The sequence below is a fragment of the Burkholderia sp. BCC1208 genome (assembly GCF_902833095.1).
Lineage (GTDB): Bacteria > Pseudomonadota > Gammaproteobacteria > Burkholderiales > Burkholderiaceae > Burkholderia.
The window spans coordinates 303,057-318,085 of the sequence record NZ_CADFDY010000001.1; the positions used below are offsets into that span (position 1 = coordinate 303,057).

At 67.6% G+C, this 15,029-nt stretch carries 17 protein-coding genes; 7 read left to right on the top strand and 10 right to left on the bottom strand.

From position 1 onward, the window contains the following. Positions 1-36 precede the first annotated feature (36 nt). A complete protein-coding gene (nodI, locus tag HWX09_RS01320) occupies positions 37-951 on the top strand; it encodes a nodulation factor ABC transporter ATP-binding protein NodI (protein WP_027784376.1) in 915 nt (304 codons plus the stop codon). Between the two features lie 6 nt (positions 952-957). Continuing rightward, positions 958-1,791, top strand: coding sequence for an ABC transporter permease (locus tag HWX09_RS01325; protein ID WP_027784375.1), 834 nt, complete (start codon positions 958-960; stop codon positions 1,789-1,791). Positions 1,792-1,842: 51 nt separating this feature from the next. On the opposite strand, the gene HWX09_RS01330 is transcribed toward HWX09_RS01325, so the two are convergent. From HWX09_RS01330 to HWX09_RS01345, 4 genes are all read right to left on the bottom strand, one after another. Next, complete coding sequence (locus HWX09_RS01330; RefSeq protein ID WP_027784374.1) at positions 1,843-2,265, bottom strand: hypothetical protein; 423 nt, start codon at positions 2,263-2,265, stop codon at positions 1,843-1,845. Between the two features lie 101 nt (positions 2,266-2,366). Next, positions 2,367-3,425, bottom strand: a complete 1,059-nt coding sequence (locus HWX09_RS01335) for a permease (RefSeq protein WP_027784373.1) — start codon at positions 3,423-3,425, stop codon at positions 2,367-2,369. Next, positions 3,422-4,552, bottom strand: a complete 1,131-nt coding sequence (gene mnmH / locus HWX09_RS01340) for a tRNA 2-selenouridine(34) synthase MnmH (protein WP_027784372.1) — start codon at positions 4,550-4,552, stop codon at positions 3,422-3,424. The genes HWX09_RS01335 and mnmH overlap by 4 nt, the downstream gene beginning before the upstream one ends. A 65-nt stretch (positions 4,553-4,617) precedes the next feature. Next, a complete protein-coding gene (locus HWX09_RS01345; RefSeq protein WP_027784371.1) occupies positions 4,618-5,571 on the bottom strand; it encodes a LysR substrate-binding domain-containing protein in 954 nt (317 codons plus the stop codon). 162 nt (positions 5,572-5,733) lie between these two features. Between HWX09_RS01345 and HWX09_RS01350 the strand changes: the two genes are divergently transcribed. Next, a complete protein-coding gene (locus tag HWX09_RS01350) occupies positions 5,734-7,155 on the top strand; it encodes a M20 family metallopeptidase (protein ID WP_027784370.1) in 1,422 nt (473 codons plus the stop codon). A gap of 34 nt (positions 7,156-7,189) precedes the next feature. Next, positions 7,190-8,476, top strand: coding sequence for an MFS transporter (locus tag HWX09_RS01355; protein ID WP_027784369.1), 1,287 nt, complete (start codon positions 7,190-7,192; stop codon positions 8,474-8,476). A gap of 77 nt (positions 8,477-8,553) precedes the next feature. Here HWX09_RS01355 and HWX09_RS01360 read toward each other — a convergent pair whose 3' ends face one another. Beyond that, a complete protein-coding gene (locus HWX09_RS01360; RefSeq protein WP_027784368.1) occupies positions 8,554-9,606 on the bottom strand; it encodes an NADP(H)-dependent aldo-keto reductase in 1,053 nt (350 codons plus the stop codon). A gap of 145 nt (positions 9,607-9,751) precedes the next feature. Continuing rightward, positions 9,752-10,189 (bottom strand): PaaI family thioesterase, encoded by a 438-nt coding sequence (locus HWX09_RS01365; RefSeq protein ID WP_027784367.1) that lies wholly within the window; start codon positions 10,187-10,189, stop codon positions 9,752-9,754. A 187-nt stretch (positions 10,190-10,376) separates the two neighbouring features. Here HWX09_RS01365 and HWX09_RS01370 point away from each other — a divergent pair, with 187 nt between their 5' ends. Continuing rightward, the gene (locus tag HWX09_RS01370) at positions 10,377-10,865 is read left to right on the top strand and encodes a helix-turn-helix domain-containing protein (protein ID WP_027784366.1); all 489 of its coding nucleotides are present in this window, start codon (positions 10,377-10,379) and stop codon (positions 10,863-10,865) included. 332 nt (positions 10,866-11,197) lie between these two features. After that, positions 11,198-11,821: a phospholipase D family protein gene (locus HWX09_RS01375; RefSeq protein WP_027784365.1), complete on the top strand. Its 624-nt coding sequence runs from the start codon at positions 11,198-11,200 to the stop codon at positions 11,819-11,821. Positions 11,822-11,971: 150 nt separating this feature from the next. Here the strand turns inward: HWX09_RS01375 and HWX09_RS01380 are convergent, their stop codons facing one another. Then, a complete protein-coding gene (locus HWX09_RS01380; RefSeq protein ID WP_027784364.1) occupies positions 11,972-12,199 on the bottom strand; it encodes a hypothetical protein in 228 nt (75 codons plus the stop codon). A 262-nt stretch (positions 12,200-12,461) separates the two neighbouring features. Here HWX09_RS01380 and HWX09_RS01385 point away from each other — a divergent pair, with 262 nt between their 5' ends. Further along, the gene (locus tag HWX09_RS01385; RefSeq protein WP_027784363.1) at positions 12,462-13,433 is read left to right on the top strand and encodes a sensor domain-containing diguanylate cyclase; all 972 of its coding nucleotides are present in this window, start codon (positions 12,462-12,464) and stop codon (positions 13,431-13,433) included. Positions 13,434-13,502: 69 nt separating this feature from the next. On the opposite strand, the gene HWX09_RS01390 is transcribed toward HWX09_RS01385, so the two are convergent. From HWX09_RS01390 to HWX09_RS33940, 3 genes are all read right to left on the bottom strand, one after another. Beyond that, on the bottom strand, positions 13,503-13,976 hold the full coding sequence (locus tag HWX09_RS01390) for a VOC family protein (protein ID WP_027784362.1): 474 nt from the start codon (positions 13,974-13,976) through the stop codon (positions 13,503-13,505). Positions 13,977-14,138: 162 nt separating this feature from the next. Further along, entirely contained in the window at positions 14,139-14,675 is a 537-nt protein-coding gene (locus HWX09_RS01395) for a hypothetical protein (RefSeq protein ID WP_027784361.1), read from the bottom strand. Positions 14,676-14,778: 103 nt separating this feature from the next. Further along, positions 14,779-15,027 carry a hypothetical protein gene (locus tag HWX09_RS33940; protein ID WP_080681337.1) on the bottom strand — a complete coding sequence of 83 codons (249 nt, stop codon included), beginning with the start codon at positions 15,025-15,027 and terminating at the stop codon, positions 14,779-14,781. Between the last annotated feature and the right edge of the window lie 2 nt (positions 15,028-15,029).

Below are 15,029 nucleotides of genomic sequence, written 5' to 3' on the forward strand. Positions count from 1 at the left end.
GCAGCGGAACGGCCCGCTTACAACGACAACCCGCCCATGTCCGTCGCACCGATCGATTTCCGCAACGTCGAAAAGCACTATGGCGACAAGCTCGTCGTCAACGGTCTGTCCTTCAACGTGAAGGCCGGCGAATGCTATGGCCTGCTCGGGCCGAATGGCGCCGGCAAGACCACGACGCTGAAGATGCTGCTCGGCCTCGCGCACCCCGATGCAGGCACCATTTCGCTGTGCGGAGAACCGGTTCCATCGCGTGCGCGACATGCACGCCGGCGGGTCGGCGTCGTCCCGCAGTTCGACAACCTCGACCCCGACTTCACGGTCCGGGAAAACCTGCTCGTGTTCAGCCGCTATTTCGGGATGTCGGCGCAGGCCGCACGCGCGCTCGTGCCGCCGCTGCTCGAATTCGCAAAGCTCGAGAACAAGGCCGATGCGAAAGTCGGCGAGCTGTCGGGCGGCATGAAGCGCCGCCTCACGCTCGCCCGCGCGCTCGTCAACGATCCCGATGTGCTGGTGCTCGACGAGCCGACGACGGGCCTCGATCCTCAGGCGCGGCATCTGATGTGGGAGCGGCTGCGCTCGCTGCTCGCGCGCGGCAAGACGATCCTGATCACCACGCATTTCATGGAAGAAGCCGAGCGCCTGTGCGATCGGCTGTGCGTGATCGAGGAAGGCCGCAAGATCGCCGAAGGCGCGCCGCACGCACTGATCGAATCGGAGATCGGTTGCGACGTGATCGAGATCTACGGGCCGGAGCCGGCCGCGCTGCGCGACGAGTTGTCGGCATTCGCGAAGCACACCGAGATCAGCGGCGAAACGCTATTCTGCTATGTGACCGACCCCGAACCGATCAGCGCACGACTCAAGGGCCGGACGGGGTTGCGCTATCTGCATCGCCCGGCCAATCTGGAGGATGTGTTCCTGCGGCTCACGGGCCGCGAGATGCAGGATTGATCGACCATGGACGTCCGTAACTATTCCGCCACCGCGCGATCGGCCCCGCCGCGCGAATCGCGCTTCGCGATAGCGATGCCGGCGAACGCCAGCAACTGGATCGCCGTCTGGCGGCGCAACTATCTCGTGTGGCGCAAGCTCGCGCTCGCGTCGATGTTCGGCAATCTCGCCGATCCGATGATCTATCTGTTCGGGCTGGGTTTCGGGCTCGGCCTGATGCTCGGCCATGTCGACGGCGTGTCGTATATCGCGTTCCTCGCGGCCGGCACGGTCGGCTCGAGCGTGATGATGTCCGCGAGCTTCGAATCGATGTATTCGGGTTTCTCGCGGATGCACGTGCAGCGCACGTGGGAAGCGATCATGCATACGCCGCTCGCACTCGGCGACATCGTGCTCGGCGAGATCGTCTGGGCAGCCAGCAAGGCGATGCTGTCGGGAGGCGCGATCATGCTCGTCGCGGGAGGGCTCGGCTACGCGCGGTTTCCGTCGATGCTCGCGGTGCTGCCCGTGATCGCGCTGGCCGGCCTCGCGTTTGCCAGCATCGCGATGATCGTCACGGCGCTCGCACCGTCCTACGATTTCTTCATGTTCTATCAGACGCTCGTGCTGACGCCGATGCTGCTGCTGTCAGGCGTGTTCTTCCCGATCACGCAGTTGCCGCCGCTCGCGCAGCACGCGGCGCAGGCGCTGCCGCTCGCGAACGCGGTCGAGCTGATCCGCCCTGCGATGCTCGGCCGGCCGGCGGCCGACATCGCGCTGCACGTCGCGGTGCTCGCCGGCTACGCGTTCGGCGGGTTCCTGCTGTCCGCGTGGCTGTTCCGGCGGCGGATGATGCGCTGACGGCCGGCGCGCCGGGCACCGCGCACCGGGCGCCGGCTTCATGCGACGACGTTACTCGTCGTCGTCGCTCCACGGAATTTCGACGTCGGTCAGGAACGCGACGGTCGCGAGCGGGCCGCCTTCCTGGCGGCCGAGCTTGCCGTCCGCGCGATGCCATTCGACGCGGAACTGCGTGCCCGGATCGTCGGCCAGCAGATAGACCGTGCGCAGCTCTTCCTTGTCGGCTTCGTCCACCGGGCCGTCGAACGACACCAGCATCTTCTGCGGCCACAGGCCGTTGACGGGATCGTAAATGCGATCGCCTTGCGGAATGTCGATGCTCGCCTCGACACCGATCGTTGCGGAGGCCTCGATGATCATCGTGCCGAGTGCATGCAGCACGGCAGTCGCCCGCGCGGAATTGGCCTGGCGGATCGCGAGATCGCCGCGCGTCAGCGCCTTTTCGAGTCGAGGATGGATCTTCGGTTGGGTCATGCGTTTTCCTGTTTGCTTCTTGTAAAAGGCGCCGCACACGTGAAGCGGCGGCGCCGGATGAATACGACGATGGCGCGCTCCGGGTGCGCCGTTTGCATGCGTCAGAACCCGAACGCGATCGCGAGCAAGCCGCTCGCGATCCCGAACACGACGACGAGCGTCGCGACGATCGCCAGCATGTAAGGCTTGAACGAACGCGCGAGCATCGCGAGCGACGGCACGCTGATCGGCGGCAGCGTCATCAGCAGCGCAGCGGCCGGACCGACGCCCATGCCGAGCGACAGCATCGCTTGGATGATCGGCACCTCGCCGGCCGTCGGGATCACGAACAGCATGCCCGCGACCGCGAACGCGACGATCCAGCCGAGATGATTGCCGATGTCCGGGCCGATATGCGGGAACAGCCACGCGCGCGCGGCGCCGAGCAGCAGCACGAGCACGATGTATTCGGGCACGAGCCGCACGGCCATGCGCGCGAGCAGCTTCACCCAGCGGACGAACGGATTGCCGGCCGCGGCCTGCTCGGCCGCCAGCGCGGCGAGCTGCGCATCGTCGATGCTGCGGTCTTCGGGACGCGCGATGCGGTTCAGCAGATAGCCGATCCCGAACACCATCGCGATGCCGAGCACGAGGCGCAGCGCGCTCCAGTGCCAGCCGAGCACGAAGCCCATGAACACCAGCGCCGCCGGGTTCAGCACCGTATTGCCGAGCCAGAACGCGACCGCGCCGCCGGGCGACGCATGGCGCGCACGCAAGCCCGCCACGACCGGCGCCGCGCAGCACGTGCACATCATCCCGGGCAGCGACAGCAGCCCGCCCGCGGCGACGCTGCCGAAGCCCGTGCGGCCGAGCACGCGCGCCACCCAGTGCGCGGGCAACAGCGCCTGCACGGCCGAGCCGAGCAGCAGGCCGAGCACCATCGCCTGCCAGATCGCCTTGCCGTATGCCCACGCGTAGTCGAGCGCCGCCTTCAGCGACGGTTCGGGCGCGGCCGCGGATGTGCCCATCAGGATCGACTGGCCGATCGAATGGTGCTCTGCGGCAACGAACGCCTTGTTGTAGTACGGGAACCATTTCACATAGAACAGGCCCGCGATCGCGATCAGCAGGAAGGTCATCCAGCCGAGCGCCGGAGTGGGTTGGGTACGTGTGGTCGTCATCGTGCGGTGGTCGTCGATTGGTCTTTGTCGGTTGCGGTTGTCGCGCCGGCGGCAAGCGCGGCCGACGCGGGCAATCCGGCTTGCGCGAGCTCGGCCAGCAGCGTGCGCGCCTGATCGCGCACGTCGGCTGCGTTGGGCCGGAACGTGAACGTCAGCGCCCGGTTCGGCTTGTTGTACGTCGCGCGGTAAGTGCGCGCATAGGCGGGATCGTAATGCTTGTCGATCAGTTCGGCGAACAAATCGGCCCGCGCGCCGGTATCGATCAGCCCCTTCCAGCGCGTCACCTCTTCGCGGCTGTGCAGGCCGATCAGCCGATGAAGCTGCGCCTTGAACGCGTCCGGGTCGTCGAACAGGTGCGCGTAATCGTCGAGCAGGAACGCGATCCGCTCGTCGTGGGCCGCTTCGACCTGCACCCACGGCCCCGCGTGAAACGCTTCGATCAGCGCGATCGGCAACTGCACGAGCCCGATCCTGCGGCTTTCCGACTCGACGAATACCGGCCATTCGGGGTCGAAACGCGCCAGCGTCTCGACGAGCCCCGAATCGAACCCTTTTTGCGCCGGCTGCGGCTTACCCGGCAGCGCGCCGAGCAGCGAGCCGCGATGACAGGCGAGCGCTTCGAGATCGAGCGTCTGCGCGCCCACGTCGCGCAGTGCATTCAGCAGGCGGGTCTTGCCGCAGCCCGTATGGCCGACGAGCGCGATATAGCGAAAGCGCGTCGGCAGCGAGTCAAGCGTCGCGCACACCGACTGGCGGTACGCCTTGTAGCCGCCGTCGAGCTGGCGCGCCTTCCAGCCGATCAGGTTGAACCAGGTCGTCATCGAGCCCGAGCGCTTGCCGCCGCGCCAGCAGTAGATCAGCGGGCGCCAGTTGCGCGGCCGGTCGGCGAACGTCGTGTCGAGATGGCGCGCGATGTTGCGCGCGACGATCGCCGCGCCGACGCGCGTCGCCTCGTACGGCGACACCTGCCGGTACATCGTGCCGACGAGCACGCGCTCTTCGTTGCTGAGCACGGGCGCGTTCAGCGCGCCGGGAATATGGTCCTCGGCGAACTCGAGCGGCGTGCGCACGTCGATGATCTCGTCGAACTCGCCAGCGCGATCGAGGGTGACAATCAGGTTCTTCAATTTGGCGTCGAACAGGGGCGATGCGGCTCGAAGAGCCGCATGGGCATGGAAAGGCGGATTGACGATTATCTCACGGGCCGGCGTCCCGGGCGTCGCGCGGCAGTCGGCGGCGGCGAGGCGGCCTGCATCGCATCGATCAGGTGGTCGCGGAACGCGCGCACCGACGCGGGCAGATCGCGTCCCGCCATCGTCTGCACCTGGATGCTGCGTTCGCGCAATTGCGGGTTCGTCAGGGGCACGGCGACGAAGCCGTCCGCATCGGAGCGATCGCGCACCGACAACAGCCCGGTGAACATCACCGCGCCCGTGCGCCGCGCGTAGCCGTACATCGCCGCGGTGTTGTTGCTCGTCAGTTCGGGCTCGAGCAGCAACCCGTCGAGCGCGCATGCGATGTCGATCAACTGGCGCACCGTCGTGCCGGCTTCAGGCAGCACGTGCGCGTGCCGCGCGACATCGGCAAGCGACACCGCGTCGCGCGCCGCGAGCGGATGATCGTGCCGGACCAGCGCGAAGACCGGCGCGCGCTCGGTGTGGTCGACGCGCACGCCCTTCTCCGGCGCGAGGCTGAAGGTCAATGCGATGTCCGCATCGCCGTCGCGCACGCGCCGGGTCGCGTCCGCCGGCGACACCACCCACACCGTGAAATCGACGCCCGGATGGCGCGCCTTGAAGCTCGCGAGCACGCCGGGCAGGAAATCGATCGCGAATCCTTCCGAGCACGCGATCTTCAGCAGGCTGCCGTGCAGCGCGTCGAGCCCGCCGATGTCCTTCATCACGTGTTCGGCCTCCAGCAGGCTGCGCTGCGCGAATGCCAACAGCCGCTCGCCGGCCTCCGACAGCGCCATTCCGCGCGGCCGCCGCTCGAACAGCGGCGCGCCGAGTTCGCTCTCCAGCTTCGCGATCTGGCGGCTGATCGCCGACACGGCCACGTGCAGCCGCGCGGACGCATCGCTGATCGAGCCGGTACGCGCTACCTCGACGAAATATCGCAACGCCAGACCATGCAGGAAAGCCGCCATCGTTCTGTCTCCGCGCCGCATCCGGCCGCGCTGCTTTGCCTTTTCGGCAAAGAAAGGTTCGAAATTCGATTATTGTGACAAAAAAACCGGCTTTCTAGAATCGATCGCACTTCACGTTGCGGGCACGGCCCGCGCACAGCGAACCATCAGAGGAGACACGATTTGAGCCGCAACGCCGCCATCCAGCATGCACTGAACCAGTTCGAATCCGGCGCGTTCTTCACCACCTTGAGCCGCCGCGTCGGCCTGCGCACCGAAAGCCAGGAAAGTGGCAGCGACGCCGCGCTGCGCGCCTATCTGACCGACGAGATCGCGCCCGAGGCCGCCGGCCTCGGTTTCACGTCGCGCATCGTCGAGAATCCCGTCGACGGCGGCGGGCCGTTCCTGCTCGCGTCGCGCCACGAAGACGACGCGCTGCCGACCGTGCTGATCTACGGCCACGGCGACGTCGTGCGCGGCTACGACGCGCAGTGGCGCGCGCCGCTGTCGCCGTGGACGCTGACGGCCGACGGCGACCGCTGGTACGGCCGCGGCAGCGCCGACAACAAGGGTCAGCACACGATCAACCTGGCCGCGCTGGCGAGCGTGCTCGATGCGCGCGGCGGCCGGCTCGGCTTCAACGCGAAGCTGCTGATCGAGATGGGCGAGGAAACCGGGTCGCCGGGCCTCGACGCGCTGTGCCGCCAGGAGCGCGACGCGCTCGCGGCCGACGTGCTGATCGCGTCCGACGGCCCGCGCATCGCCGCCGCGCGCCCGACGGTCTTCCTCGGCTCGCGCGGCGCGGTCAACTTCAAGCTGAGCCTGCGCGCCCGCGACGGCGCACATCACTCCGGCAACTGGGGCGGACTGCTGCGCAACCCGGCGATCGTGCTCGCGCATGCGCTCGCGAGCCTCGTCGACGCGCGCGGCGCGATTCGCGTCGCGGGGCTGCGCCCCCCGCCGATCCCGGCCGCGGTGCGCGACGCGCTCGCCGATCTTTCGGTCGGCGGCGGCCCCGGCGATCCGGCGCTCGACGCCGACTGGGGCGAGCCCGGCCTGTCCGCCGCCGAGCGCGTATTCGGCTGGAACACGTTCGAGATTCTCGCGTTCAAGGCCGGCAACCCCGAGCACCCCGTCAACGCGATCCCGCCCGTCGCGTATGCGCATTGCCAGTTGCGCTTCGTCGTCGGCACCGACTGGGAAGCGCTGCCTGCGCACCTTCGCGCGCATCTCGATGCGCACGGCTTCGCCGACATCGAGATCGACGTCGAACGCGGCGCGCCGGCGACGCGCGTGCCGCCGGACGATCCGTGGGTCCGCTGGGCCGTCGCGTCGCTCGCGCGCACCACCGGCAAGAAGCCCGCGATCCTGCCGAATCTCGGCGGCACGCTGCCGAACGAGGTGTTCGCCGACACGCTCGGGCTGCCGACGCTGTGGGTGCCGCACTCGTACCCGGCGTGCTCGCAGCACGCGCCCGACGAGCACCTGCTCGCCAGCGTCGTCAGCGAGGGGCTGCAGATGATGGCCGGCCTCTTCTGGGATCTCGGCGACGACGCGCCGCCCGTTCGCCGCGCGGCATCCGCCGCGGCCGGCGCCGCCCTGTAACGCGCTTCGCCCCTTTCACGGGACTGCACACACGATGAATACGACCACCCTGACCTCGCAGGACGCCGCGCGCCCCAGCGCCGCGAAGATCCGGCGCATCATCTTCGCGGCGTCGATCGGCAACGCGCTCGAATGGTTCGACCTGATCGTCTACGGCTTCTTCGCGGTCACGATCGCCAAGCTGTTCTTCCCTGCCACGAGCGAAGCGACGTCGCTGATGCTGACGCTCGGCACGTTCGGGCTGTCCTACCTGATCCGGCCGATCGGCGGCTTCGTGCTCGGCGCGTACGCGGACCGCGCGGGCCGCAAGGCGTCGCTGCTGCTGTCGATCGCGATGATGATGGCCGGCACGCTGTTGATCGCGCTGATGCCGACCTACGCGTCGATCGGCATTCTGGCGCCGCTCGGGATCATGCTGTCGCGGCTGATGCAGGGCTTTTCCGCGGGTGGCGAATTCGCGAGTTCGACCGCGTTTCTCGTCGAGCATGCGCCGCAGCGGCGCGGCTTCATGTCGAGCTGGCAGTTCGCGAGCCAGGGCCTCGCGACGTTGCTCGCGTCGGGCTTCGGCGCGCTGCTGACGGCCACGCTGAGCTCCGCGCAACTCGAAAGCTGGGGCTGGCGCGTGCCGTTCCTGTTCGGCCTCGCGATCGGCCCGGTCGGGCTGTACATCCGCCGCTACGTCGACGAAGGCGTCGAGTTCAAGACGCAGGCACGCTCCGAAGCGCCGGTGCGCGAGCTGTTCGCGGACCAGAAGGTGCGGCTGCTGCTGTCGACCGGCGTGCTCGTGATTTCAACCGCGATCAACTACATGATCCTGTACATGCCGACCTACGCGATCAAGCAGCTCGGGCTGCCGGCATCGACGGGATTCGCGGCGACGCTCGCGACCGGCTTCGTGCTGACGCTCGTCACGCCGGTCGTCGGCCATCTGTCCGACCGCACCGGGCGGATCCGCATGATGGCGGTCGCGGCCGTGCTGATGCTCCTGACCGTGTGGCCGACGTTCGCATGGCTCACACGCCACGCGTCGTTCGCGACGATGCTTGCCGCACTGGTCTGGATCGGCGCGCTGAAGGCGATGTATTGCGGCGCGCTGCCGGCGCTGATGGCCGAACTGTTCCCGTCGCAGACACGCGCCACCGGGCTCGCGGTCAGCTACAACACCGGCGTCACGCTGTTCGGCGGCTTCGCGCCGTTCGTCATCACCTGGCTGATCAGCACGACCGGCAACCGGCTGTCGCCGGCGCTCTATCTGATCGGATGTGCGCTGCTGAGCCTCGCCGCGCTGTTCGTCGCGCGCACGCGGCTGAAGATGCGCTGACGCGGGAAGCGACGGCGCGGCAATGCGCCGCCGACGCGGCCCGTCGCGGCATCGCTGCCGCGCGGGTCGCGCGCCGTTTACGGCGCCGGATTCGGCTGCCGTTCGTGCAATGCGTCGATTTCGGCGAGGATCTCGTCGGACAGCGTCACATCGATGCTGCCGATGTTCTCCTTCAACTGCTCGAGCGACGTCGCGCCGACCAGATTGCTGCGCACGAACGGGCGGCTGTTGACGAACGCGAGCGCCAGTTGCGCGGGCGACAGCCCGTGACGCTGCGCGAGCGCGACGTAACGCGACGTCGCCTCGACGGCCTGCGGCTTGCTGTAGCGCTGGAAGCGCTCGAACAGCGTGATGCGCGCGCCGGCCGGACGCGCGCCGTTCTCGTACTTGCCGGACAGCCAGCCGAACGCGAGCGGCGAATACGCGAGCAGGCCGACGCCGTCGCGATGCGTGAATTCCGACAGCCCGTTTTCGAACGTGCGGTTCAGCAGGCTGTACGGATTCTGGATGCTCGCGATGCGCGGCAGCCCCAGCCGCTCGGCCGCGCGCAGGAACTGCGCGACACCCCACGGCGTTTCGTTCGACACGCCGATCGCGCGCACCTTGCCGGCCTTCACGAATTCCGCGAGCACGCCGAGCGTTTCCTCGATCGGCACCGTGTACGCGTCGTCGACCCACGGATACGCGGGTCGGCCGAACGTGGTCGTGCTGCGGTCGGGCCAGTGGAGTTGGTAGAGATCGACGTAGTCGGTCTGCAGGCGTTTGAGGCTGCCGTCGAGCGCTTCGGTCAGGTTCTTGCGGTCGAACTGGTTGCCCTCACCGCGAATATGGCGCGGATTGTGCGGCTGCCGCGCCGGCCCCGCGATCTTCGTCGCGAGCACGATGCGGTCGCGCTGCGCGCGATGCTGCGCGATCCAGGTGCCGATGTATTGCTCGGTGCGGCCCTGCGTGTCGGGCTTCGGCGGCACCGGATACATCTCCGCGGCGTCGATCAGCGTCACGCCCTGCCCGAGCGCATAGTCGATCTGCTCGTGCGCGTCGCGCTCCGAATTCTGCTCGCCCCACGTCATCGTGCCGAGACCGATCAGGCTGACCTGGATGCCCGAGTCGCCGAGTGTGCGGTATTCCATGCTGTTCCTGTCGCGTCGGTGGAAAGCAGGAACGCTATCACATCGACGCGATTGCTTCAGGCGGGCGCCGCGCACGCTTACGAGCGTGCCTTGCGGGTGCCCAGCGGTCACGCGCCTGCTCGGACGACGGTGCTGCCGCCTTGCGTCACTGCGGCCGCTGGATGAAGCAGGTCGCCGACGCGTGCGCGACGATCTTGTCGTCCGGCGTCTTCAGCGTGCCCTCCGCGACGCCCAGCGAACGCGAGAGGTGAATCACGCGCCCTTCCGCAATCAGCTCGACGTCGCGCGGCACGGGCCGCAGCATCTTCACGTGCAGATCGACGGTGCCGTAACCGACGCCCGCGTCCAGCATCGAATGCACCGCGCACCCAGTGACCGAATCGAGCACCGTCGCGGCGAACCCGCCGTGCACGCCGCCCAGCGGATTCAGGTGCCGACCGTCCGCCCGCGCCGAAAACTTCACGTAACCGAGCTCGACGTCGAGCGGACGCATCGGGATCGTCTCGGAAATCGACGCAAGGGGCGCGTCGCCCGACGCGGCGGCACGCAGCAGATCGAGGCCAGACAGGGAAAGCGGATTCATCGGGTTGTCTCCGGGTTGAAAGCGCGTCGCCGCGCGAGTAAGTTCTAAATTGGAACTCATTATTGTCAACGATACCGGCCGTTGTCAACGCGGCTGAGCGTGTTGCGACCGAAGGTGGGTTCTATAATCGAACCCGCTATTTCGCTGAACCGCCGCAAGACCGCCGCAAGAGGCAAGAGACTCGACGATGAAATGGGACGACATCGGCACGCTGAACTGTTCAGTCGCACGCACGCTCGCCGTGCTCGGCGACCGCTGGACCATGCTGATCCTGCGCAACGCCTTCCTCGGCTGCCGCCGCTTCGATGCGTTCCAGGCCCAGCTTGGCCTGACGCGCCACGTGCTGGCCGAACGGCTCGCGCGGCTCGTCGACGAAGGCGTGCTCGTGAAGCGCGCGTATCAGGAACGCCCGCCGCGCTTCGAATACCGACTGACGCAAAAGGGCCTCGACCTCTACCCGGCGCTGCTCGCGCTGATGGCGTGGGGCGATCGCTGGAAGGACGACGGCCAGGGGCCGCCGTTGCAATTGCGCCACCGGACCTGCGGGCAGTTGATGCACGCGGTGACCGTATGCTCGGCCTGTGGCGAACCGCTCGACGCACGCGACGTGCAGCCAGAGCCTGGGCCCGGATGGATCGCGACCGACGAAGCGGGGGCGTCTGCAGAGACGGATTGACGATGCGCTGCGCGCGAATGTCTGGCTGACGCGCCCGTTGCACGTGCTTCGGCGACAAGCCGCATTGAGTCCCCGTCCGTCCGACCGGGTGCACGCATTGCTCGCACTCGCGTGCCCTGCAACGGCGCATGCAATCGCATGCCATCGCCGGCCCTATCCGCTATCCGTCGACCACCCCGCTCGCACCCACGAGCTGGACAACGCAACTTTGCGTCCCCCCACCACCCCTGCCGATCATCGCGCGCACCGTCGCTTCGCATCCGCACGTGACCGGGCCGCCACGCGTGCGTTACACTCACGGCCCGCTGTCTCGAAATTATTCGCTGTCCAAGATGTTGTCGCGCAATCGCCTCGCTGCCGCCTGTCTCGCCGCTTCCCTGCTCGCCACACCCTTCGCCGCCTTCGGCAAGACGCAAAGCGAATCGCTGCTCCAGCAAGCGATCGATCTCGTGTCGCGATGGTTGCCGGCCCCCACTCACGAAGCACCCGCGACCCAGGTCGTCGAATCGGCATTCTCGCCCGACGGCGGCGCCGAGGCGCTCGTGCTGAAAGCGATCGGCGCGGCGCGCAGCTCGATCCGGGTCGCCGCCTACTCGTTCACGTCGCCGCCCGTCGCGCGCGCGCTGCTTGCCGCCAAGCGCCGCGGCGTCAATGTCGCGGTGGTCGTCGACGACAAGGGCAACCGCGCGAAGAGCAGCAAGCAGGCACTGAACCTGCTCGTCAACGCGGGCATCCCGACGCGCACGATCGACGCCTATGCGATCCATCACGACAAGTACCTCGTGATCGACGCCGAGCACGTCGAAACGGGTTCGTTCAACTACAGTGCGTCGGCGGCCAGCCGCAATTCCGAGAACGTCGTCGTGGTCTGGAACAATCCGCAACTCGCGTCGCGCTACCTCACGCACTGGCAAAGCCGCTTCGACCAGGGCACGCCGTACCGCTCCAGCTACTGACGCGCGACACGCGCTTTCGCCCCGCGCTCGACCGCCCGCATTTTTGCCGCCGTGTTGCAGATGATCGGCGAGCATGGCGCGATGTTCAATTCGGCCAAATGGCCAGCATGCCAATTCGCGAAGCGCCCCTCACGAGCGACGACGCCGCGTTCAATGGATTTCAGGCACCCGCCCGATCGCTGCGCCGGCATGCGCGCCCGACATACAGTGGTTCGCGTGCCCGTCCGCACCGCTTGCCGAATTCGCCGACAAGCCGTGATCGCCCATGGGCAGCACCCTGCTCACGCAATCGGTGCTGAACATCAGCGTGTTCTGAACCAGCGGGTAAAGGAGATACAGCGCAAACGCGAGATAGCCCGCGTACAGAATTCGAACCATGGTGCGATGGGATGTGATGAACGATTGGACTCGTCCTATTTACGGCATGGCGACGCGCACCTTGAGGTATCGCCTGTGCGATTCCGCATCGGAACGAAACACGGTGCGATGACACCCGCTTCTCACGGCATCTTCGCCGACCCTCCCGAGCCCCCTCACCGCAGCCGCGAGACATGAAGCGTGGCGATGCATCGAGGAATGCGCGATACTGTTCAACGTACGACCCATGACGGCCCAACGGCCGGGACAAGAGGCAAGGCCCATGCAAATCGCACCGACACCGACCGACGAGGCGGCCCGGCTCGATACGCTTCGTTCGCTCTCGATCCTCGATACGCCACCTGAAGAGCGCTTCGATCGCCTGACGCGTCTCGCGCGACGGCTGTTCGACGTACCGATCGCCCTCGTGAGCCTCGTCGACGAGAATCGCCAGTGGTTCAAGAGTCGTGCGGGACTCGACGCCACGCAGACGCCGCGCGACGTGTCGTTCTGCGCGCACGCACTGCTCGCGGGCGATACGATGGTGATCCAGGATGCACTGAACGACGATCGCTTCCACGACAACCCGCTCGTCACCGGCGCGCCCGGCATCCGCTTCTACGCCGGCCGGCCGCTCGCCGCACCGAACGGCGCCCCCATCGGCACGCTATGCCTGATCGACACGCGGCCGCGCTCGCTCGAACCCGACGAACTCGCACTCCTCGGCGATCTCGCCCACATGACCGAGCGCGAGATCGCCGCGCTGCATTTCGCGACCACCGACGAACTCACGCAGTTGACGAACCGCCGCGGCTTCGAGATTCTCGCCCGCCATGTGCTGAGCCTGTGCGATCGCGTCGGCCGCCACGCCGTGCTGCTGTTCTTCGACCTGAACGATTTCAAGGCGATCAACGACCGCTTCGGCCATGCCGAAGGCGATCGCGCGCTGAAGGCGTTCGCCGAAACGTTGACAGACGCGCTGCGCGACAGCGACGTCATCGCGCGGCTCGGCGGCGACGAGTTCGTCGCGCTGTTGAGCGCCACCGATCCGTCCGACGTCGCCCAGCCCATCGAACGCGTGACGCAGGCGCTCGCGCAGCGCAATGCAGCCGACTCACGCGGCTACGCGATCCGTTTCAGCGTCGGGCACGTTGCGTACGATCCCGCACGCCATCGCACCGTCGCCGACCTGCTCGCATCGGCCGATCACCGGATGTACGAACACAAGCAGCGCGGCAAGACGGCCGGCGCATGACCGCGGACGCGCCGCGCCGCCGCGGCGCAACCAGGCCGCCGCTCGGCCGCGGTCGTGCAGTGACGTCGGTCAGCTTCCGCAAGGCGGCGCGCTAGCCATTGCGTCCGCGATCTGCTCGGGTGTCAGGTCGCGCTGATGGGTCGCCAGCGACCAGCGATGCCCGAACGGATCCTCGACCTGCCCGTAACGATCGCCCCAGAACATGTCGGCGGCCGGAATCGTGATCGTCGCGCCGGCCGCGACCGCCTTTGCGATTGCGGCATCGGTATCCGGCACGTACAGATGCAGGCAGACGGGCGTGCCTTTCAGCGCCTTCGGGCCCATCGCACCGTGTTCGGGCATTTCATCCACCAGCATCAGCGTCGAATCGCCGATCGCAAGGCACGCATGCGCGAGCCGGCCGTCGGGCATCGCGAGGCGAAACCGTTCGGTCGCGTTGAATGCGCGCTTGTAGAAGTCGATGGCTGCGGTTGCGCCCGCGCAGATCAGATGCGGGGTCAGCGTGCGCATCCCTTCCGGGATCGGCTTGACGGACGTGGGCATGGTGTCGCTCCTTCAGTCGGTTGTCGTATCGAAAATCGGGACGGACGCGCGATGCGCACGCCTCCGATGCTACGACGGACGACTCCCGCGGAAATCGACACGACACACGAGATTTTTTGTTTGGTTGAGCCACTGGGTGCACCGAGCGCCCCTCGGGCCTCGTCAGCCCGTTCGGTCGGCCGGTTCGTCCGGCAGGCCGAACTGGCGGCGGCAGGCCTCCAGCAACTCGGCCACCGCGTCGAGCGGAAGATCGGCAAACCGGGCGATCGGCAGCATCACACCACCCGGCACCTTCGTGCGCGACGAATGTGCGGAGAACTGGTAGCCGATGTAATGATTACCGGCGACGCGGACGATCCGGAATTCCGTGACGTCACGCCACGGCGTGACAGGTTTTTCGCGGGCGGAACCGATCAGCCGGAAGCCCGTCTCGTCGACCTGCAGCGCCATCTTGCGCCGCGACGAGACGAACAATGCGGCACTGGACAACCCCAGCAACGCGGCCAGCGCCGCCACCGGCCAGAGCGTCGGGGCGGCCACATAACCGCACAGGCTCGCCGCGGCCAGCCCCGCACACACGACCGCCCTGCTTTTCAGGCTTCGGCCGTCGACTGCCAGCGTGACCGGCAACGAGCCGGCGACCGTTCCCGCGACGGGATCGACGTGCCAGCCGGAATTCGTCGTTTCGCGTTCGTTCATTGCACGCCTGCTCGTGCCGACGCCCGCCGGTCCATCGACTCGGGCGGCATGTCGGGACTCCGATCCCGTTTGCGCGAATCACGCGCCATTGCGCCGACGTCGGTCAATTGCATACCTTGACGGTACCGTTGGTCGTGCATTGACCGACGGCCCAGTGGCTCTGCCCAGCCAGACGAGGCGCGAGCCCCATGCCGCGAATCGGCGCGGCCGGCGGCGAAGACGCGGGAACGGTCGCCGACGCGGTCTCGGGCGACGGTTGCACGGGCGTCGGGCCGGACGCGGTCTGACAGGCGGCAAGCGGCAAACAAAGCGCGAATGCCAGCGGGGCGATGGCGGTTCTGGGCAGGGTCATGG

What these genes read in the sequence shown, in the direction of transcription:
- nodI (WP_027784376.1), top strand. Translation starts at nt 37, where the DNA reads ATGTCCGTCGCACCGATCGATTTCCGCAACGTCGAAAAGCACTATGGC.
- HWX09_RS01385 (WP_027784363.1), top strand. Translation starts at nt 12,462, where the DNA reads ATGCAAATCGCACCGACACCGACCGACGAGGCGGCCCGGCTCGATACG.
- HWX09_RS01375 (WP_027784365.1), top strand. Translation starts at nt 11,198, where the DNA reads ATGTTGTCGCGCAATCGCCTCGCTGCCGCCTGTCTCGCCGCTTCCCTG.
- HWX09_RS01360 (WP_027784368.1), bottom strand. Translation starts at nt 9,606, where the DNA reads ATGGAATACCGCACACTCGGCGACTCGGGCATCCAGGTCAGCCTGATC.
- HWX09_RS01335 (WP_027784373.1), bottom strand. Translation starts at nt 3,425, where the DNA reads ATGACGACCACACGTACCCAACCCACTCCGGCGCTCGGCTGGATGACC.
- HWX09_RS33940 (WP_080681337.1), bottom strand. Translation starts at nt 15,027, where the DNA reads ATGACCCTGCCCAGAACCGCCATCGCCCCGCTGGCATTCGCGCTTTGT.
- HWX09_RS01395 (WP_027784361.1), bottom strand. Translation starts at nt 14,675, where the DNA reads ATGAACGAACGCGAAACGACGAATTCCGGCTGGCACGTCGATCCCGTC.
- HWX09_RS01355 (WP_027784369.1), top strand. Translation starts at nt 7,190, where the DNA reads ATGAATACGACCACCCTGACCTCGCAGGACGCCGCGCGCCCCAGCGCC.
- HWX09_RS01365 (WP_027784367.1), bottom strand. Translation starts at nt 10,189, where the DNA reads ATGAATCCGCTTTCCCTGTCTGGCCTCGATCTGCTGCGTGCCGCCGCG.
- HWX09_RS01325 (WP_027784375.1), top strand. Translation starts at nt 958, where the DNA reads ATGGACGTCCGTAACTATTCCGCCACCGCGCGATCGGCCCCGCCGCGC.
- HWX09_RS01370 (WP_027784366.1), top strand. Translation starts at nt 10,377, where the DNA reads ATGAAATGGGACGACATCGGCACGCTGAACTGTTCAGTCGCACGCACG.
- HWX09_RS01380 (WP_027784364.1), bottom strand. Translation starts at nt 12,199, where the DNA reads ATGGTTCGAATTCTGTACGCGGGCTATCTCGCGTTTGCGCTGTATCTC.
- HWX09_RS01345 (WP_027784371.1), bottom strand. Translation starts at nt 5,571, where the DNA reads ATGGCGGCTTTCCTGCATGGTCTGGCGTTGCGATATTTCGTCGAGGTA.
- HWX09_RS01390 (WP_027784362.1), bottom strand. Translation starts at nt 13,976, where the DNA reads ATGCCCACGTCCGTCAAGCCGATCCCGGAAGGGATGCGCACGCTGACC.
- HWX09_RS01330 (WP_027784374.1), bottom strand. Translation starts at nt 2,265, where the DNA reads ATGACCCAACCGAAGATCCATCCTCGACTCGAAAAGGCGCTGACGCGC.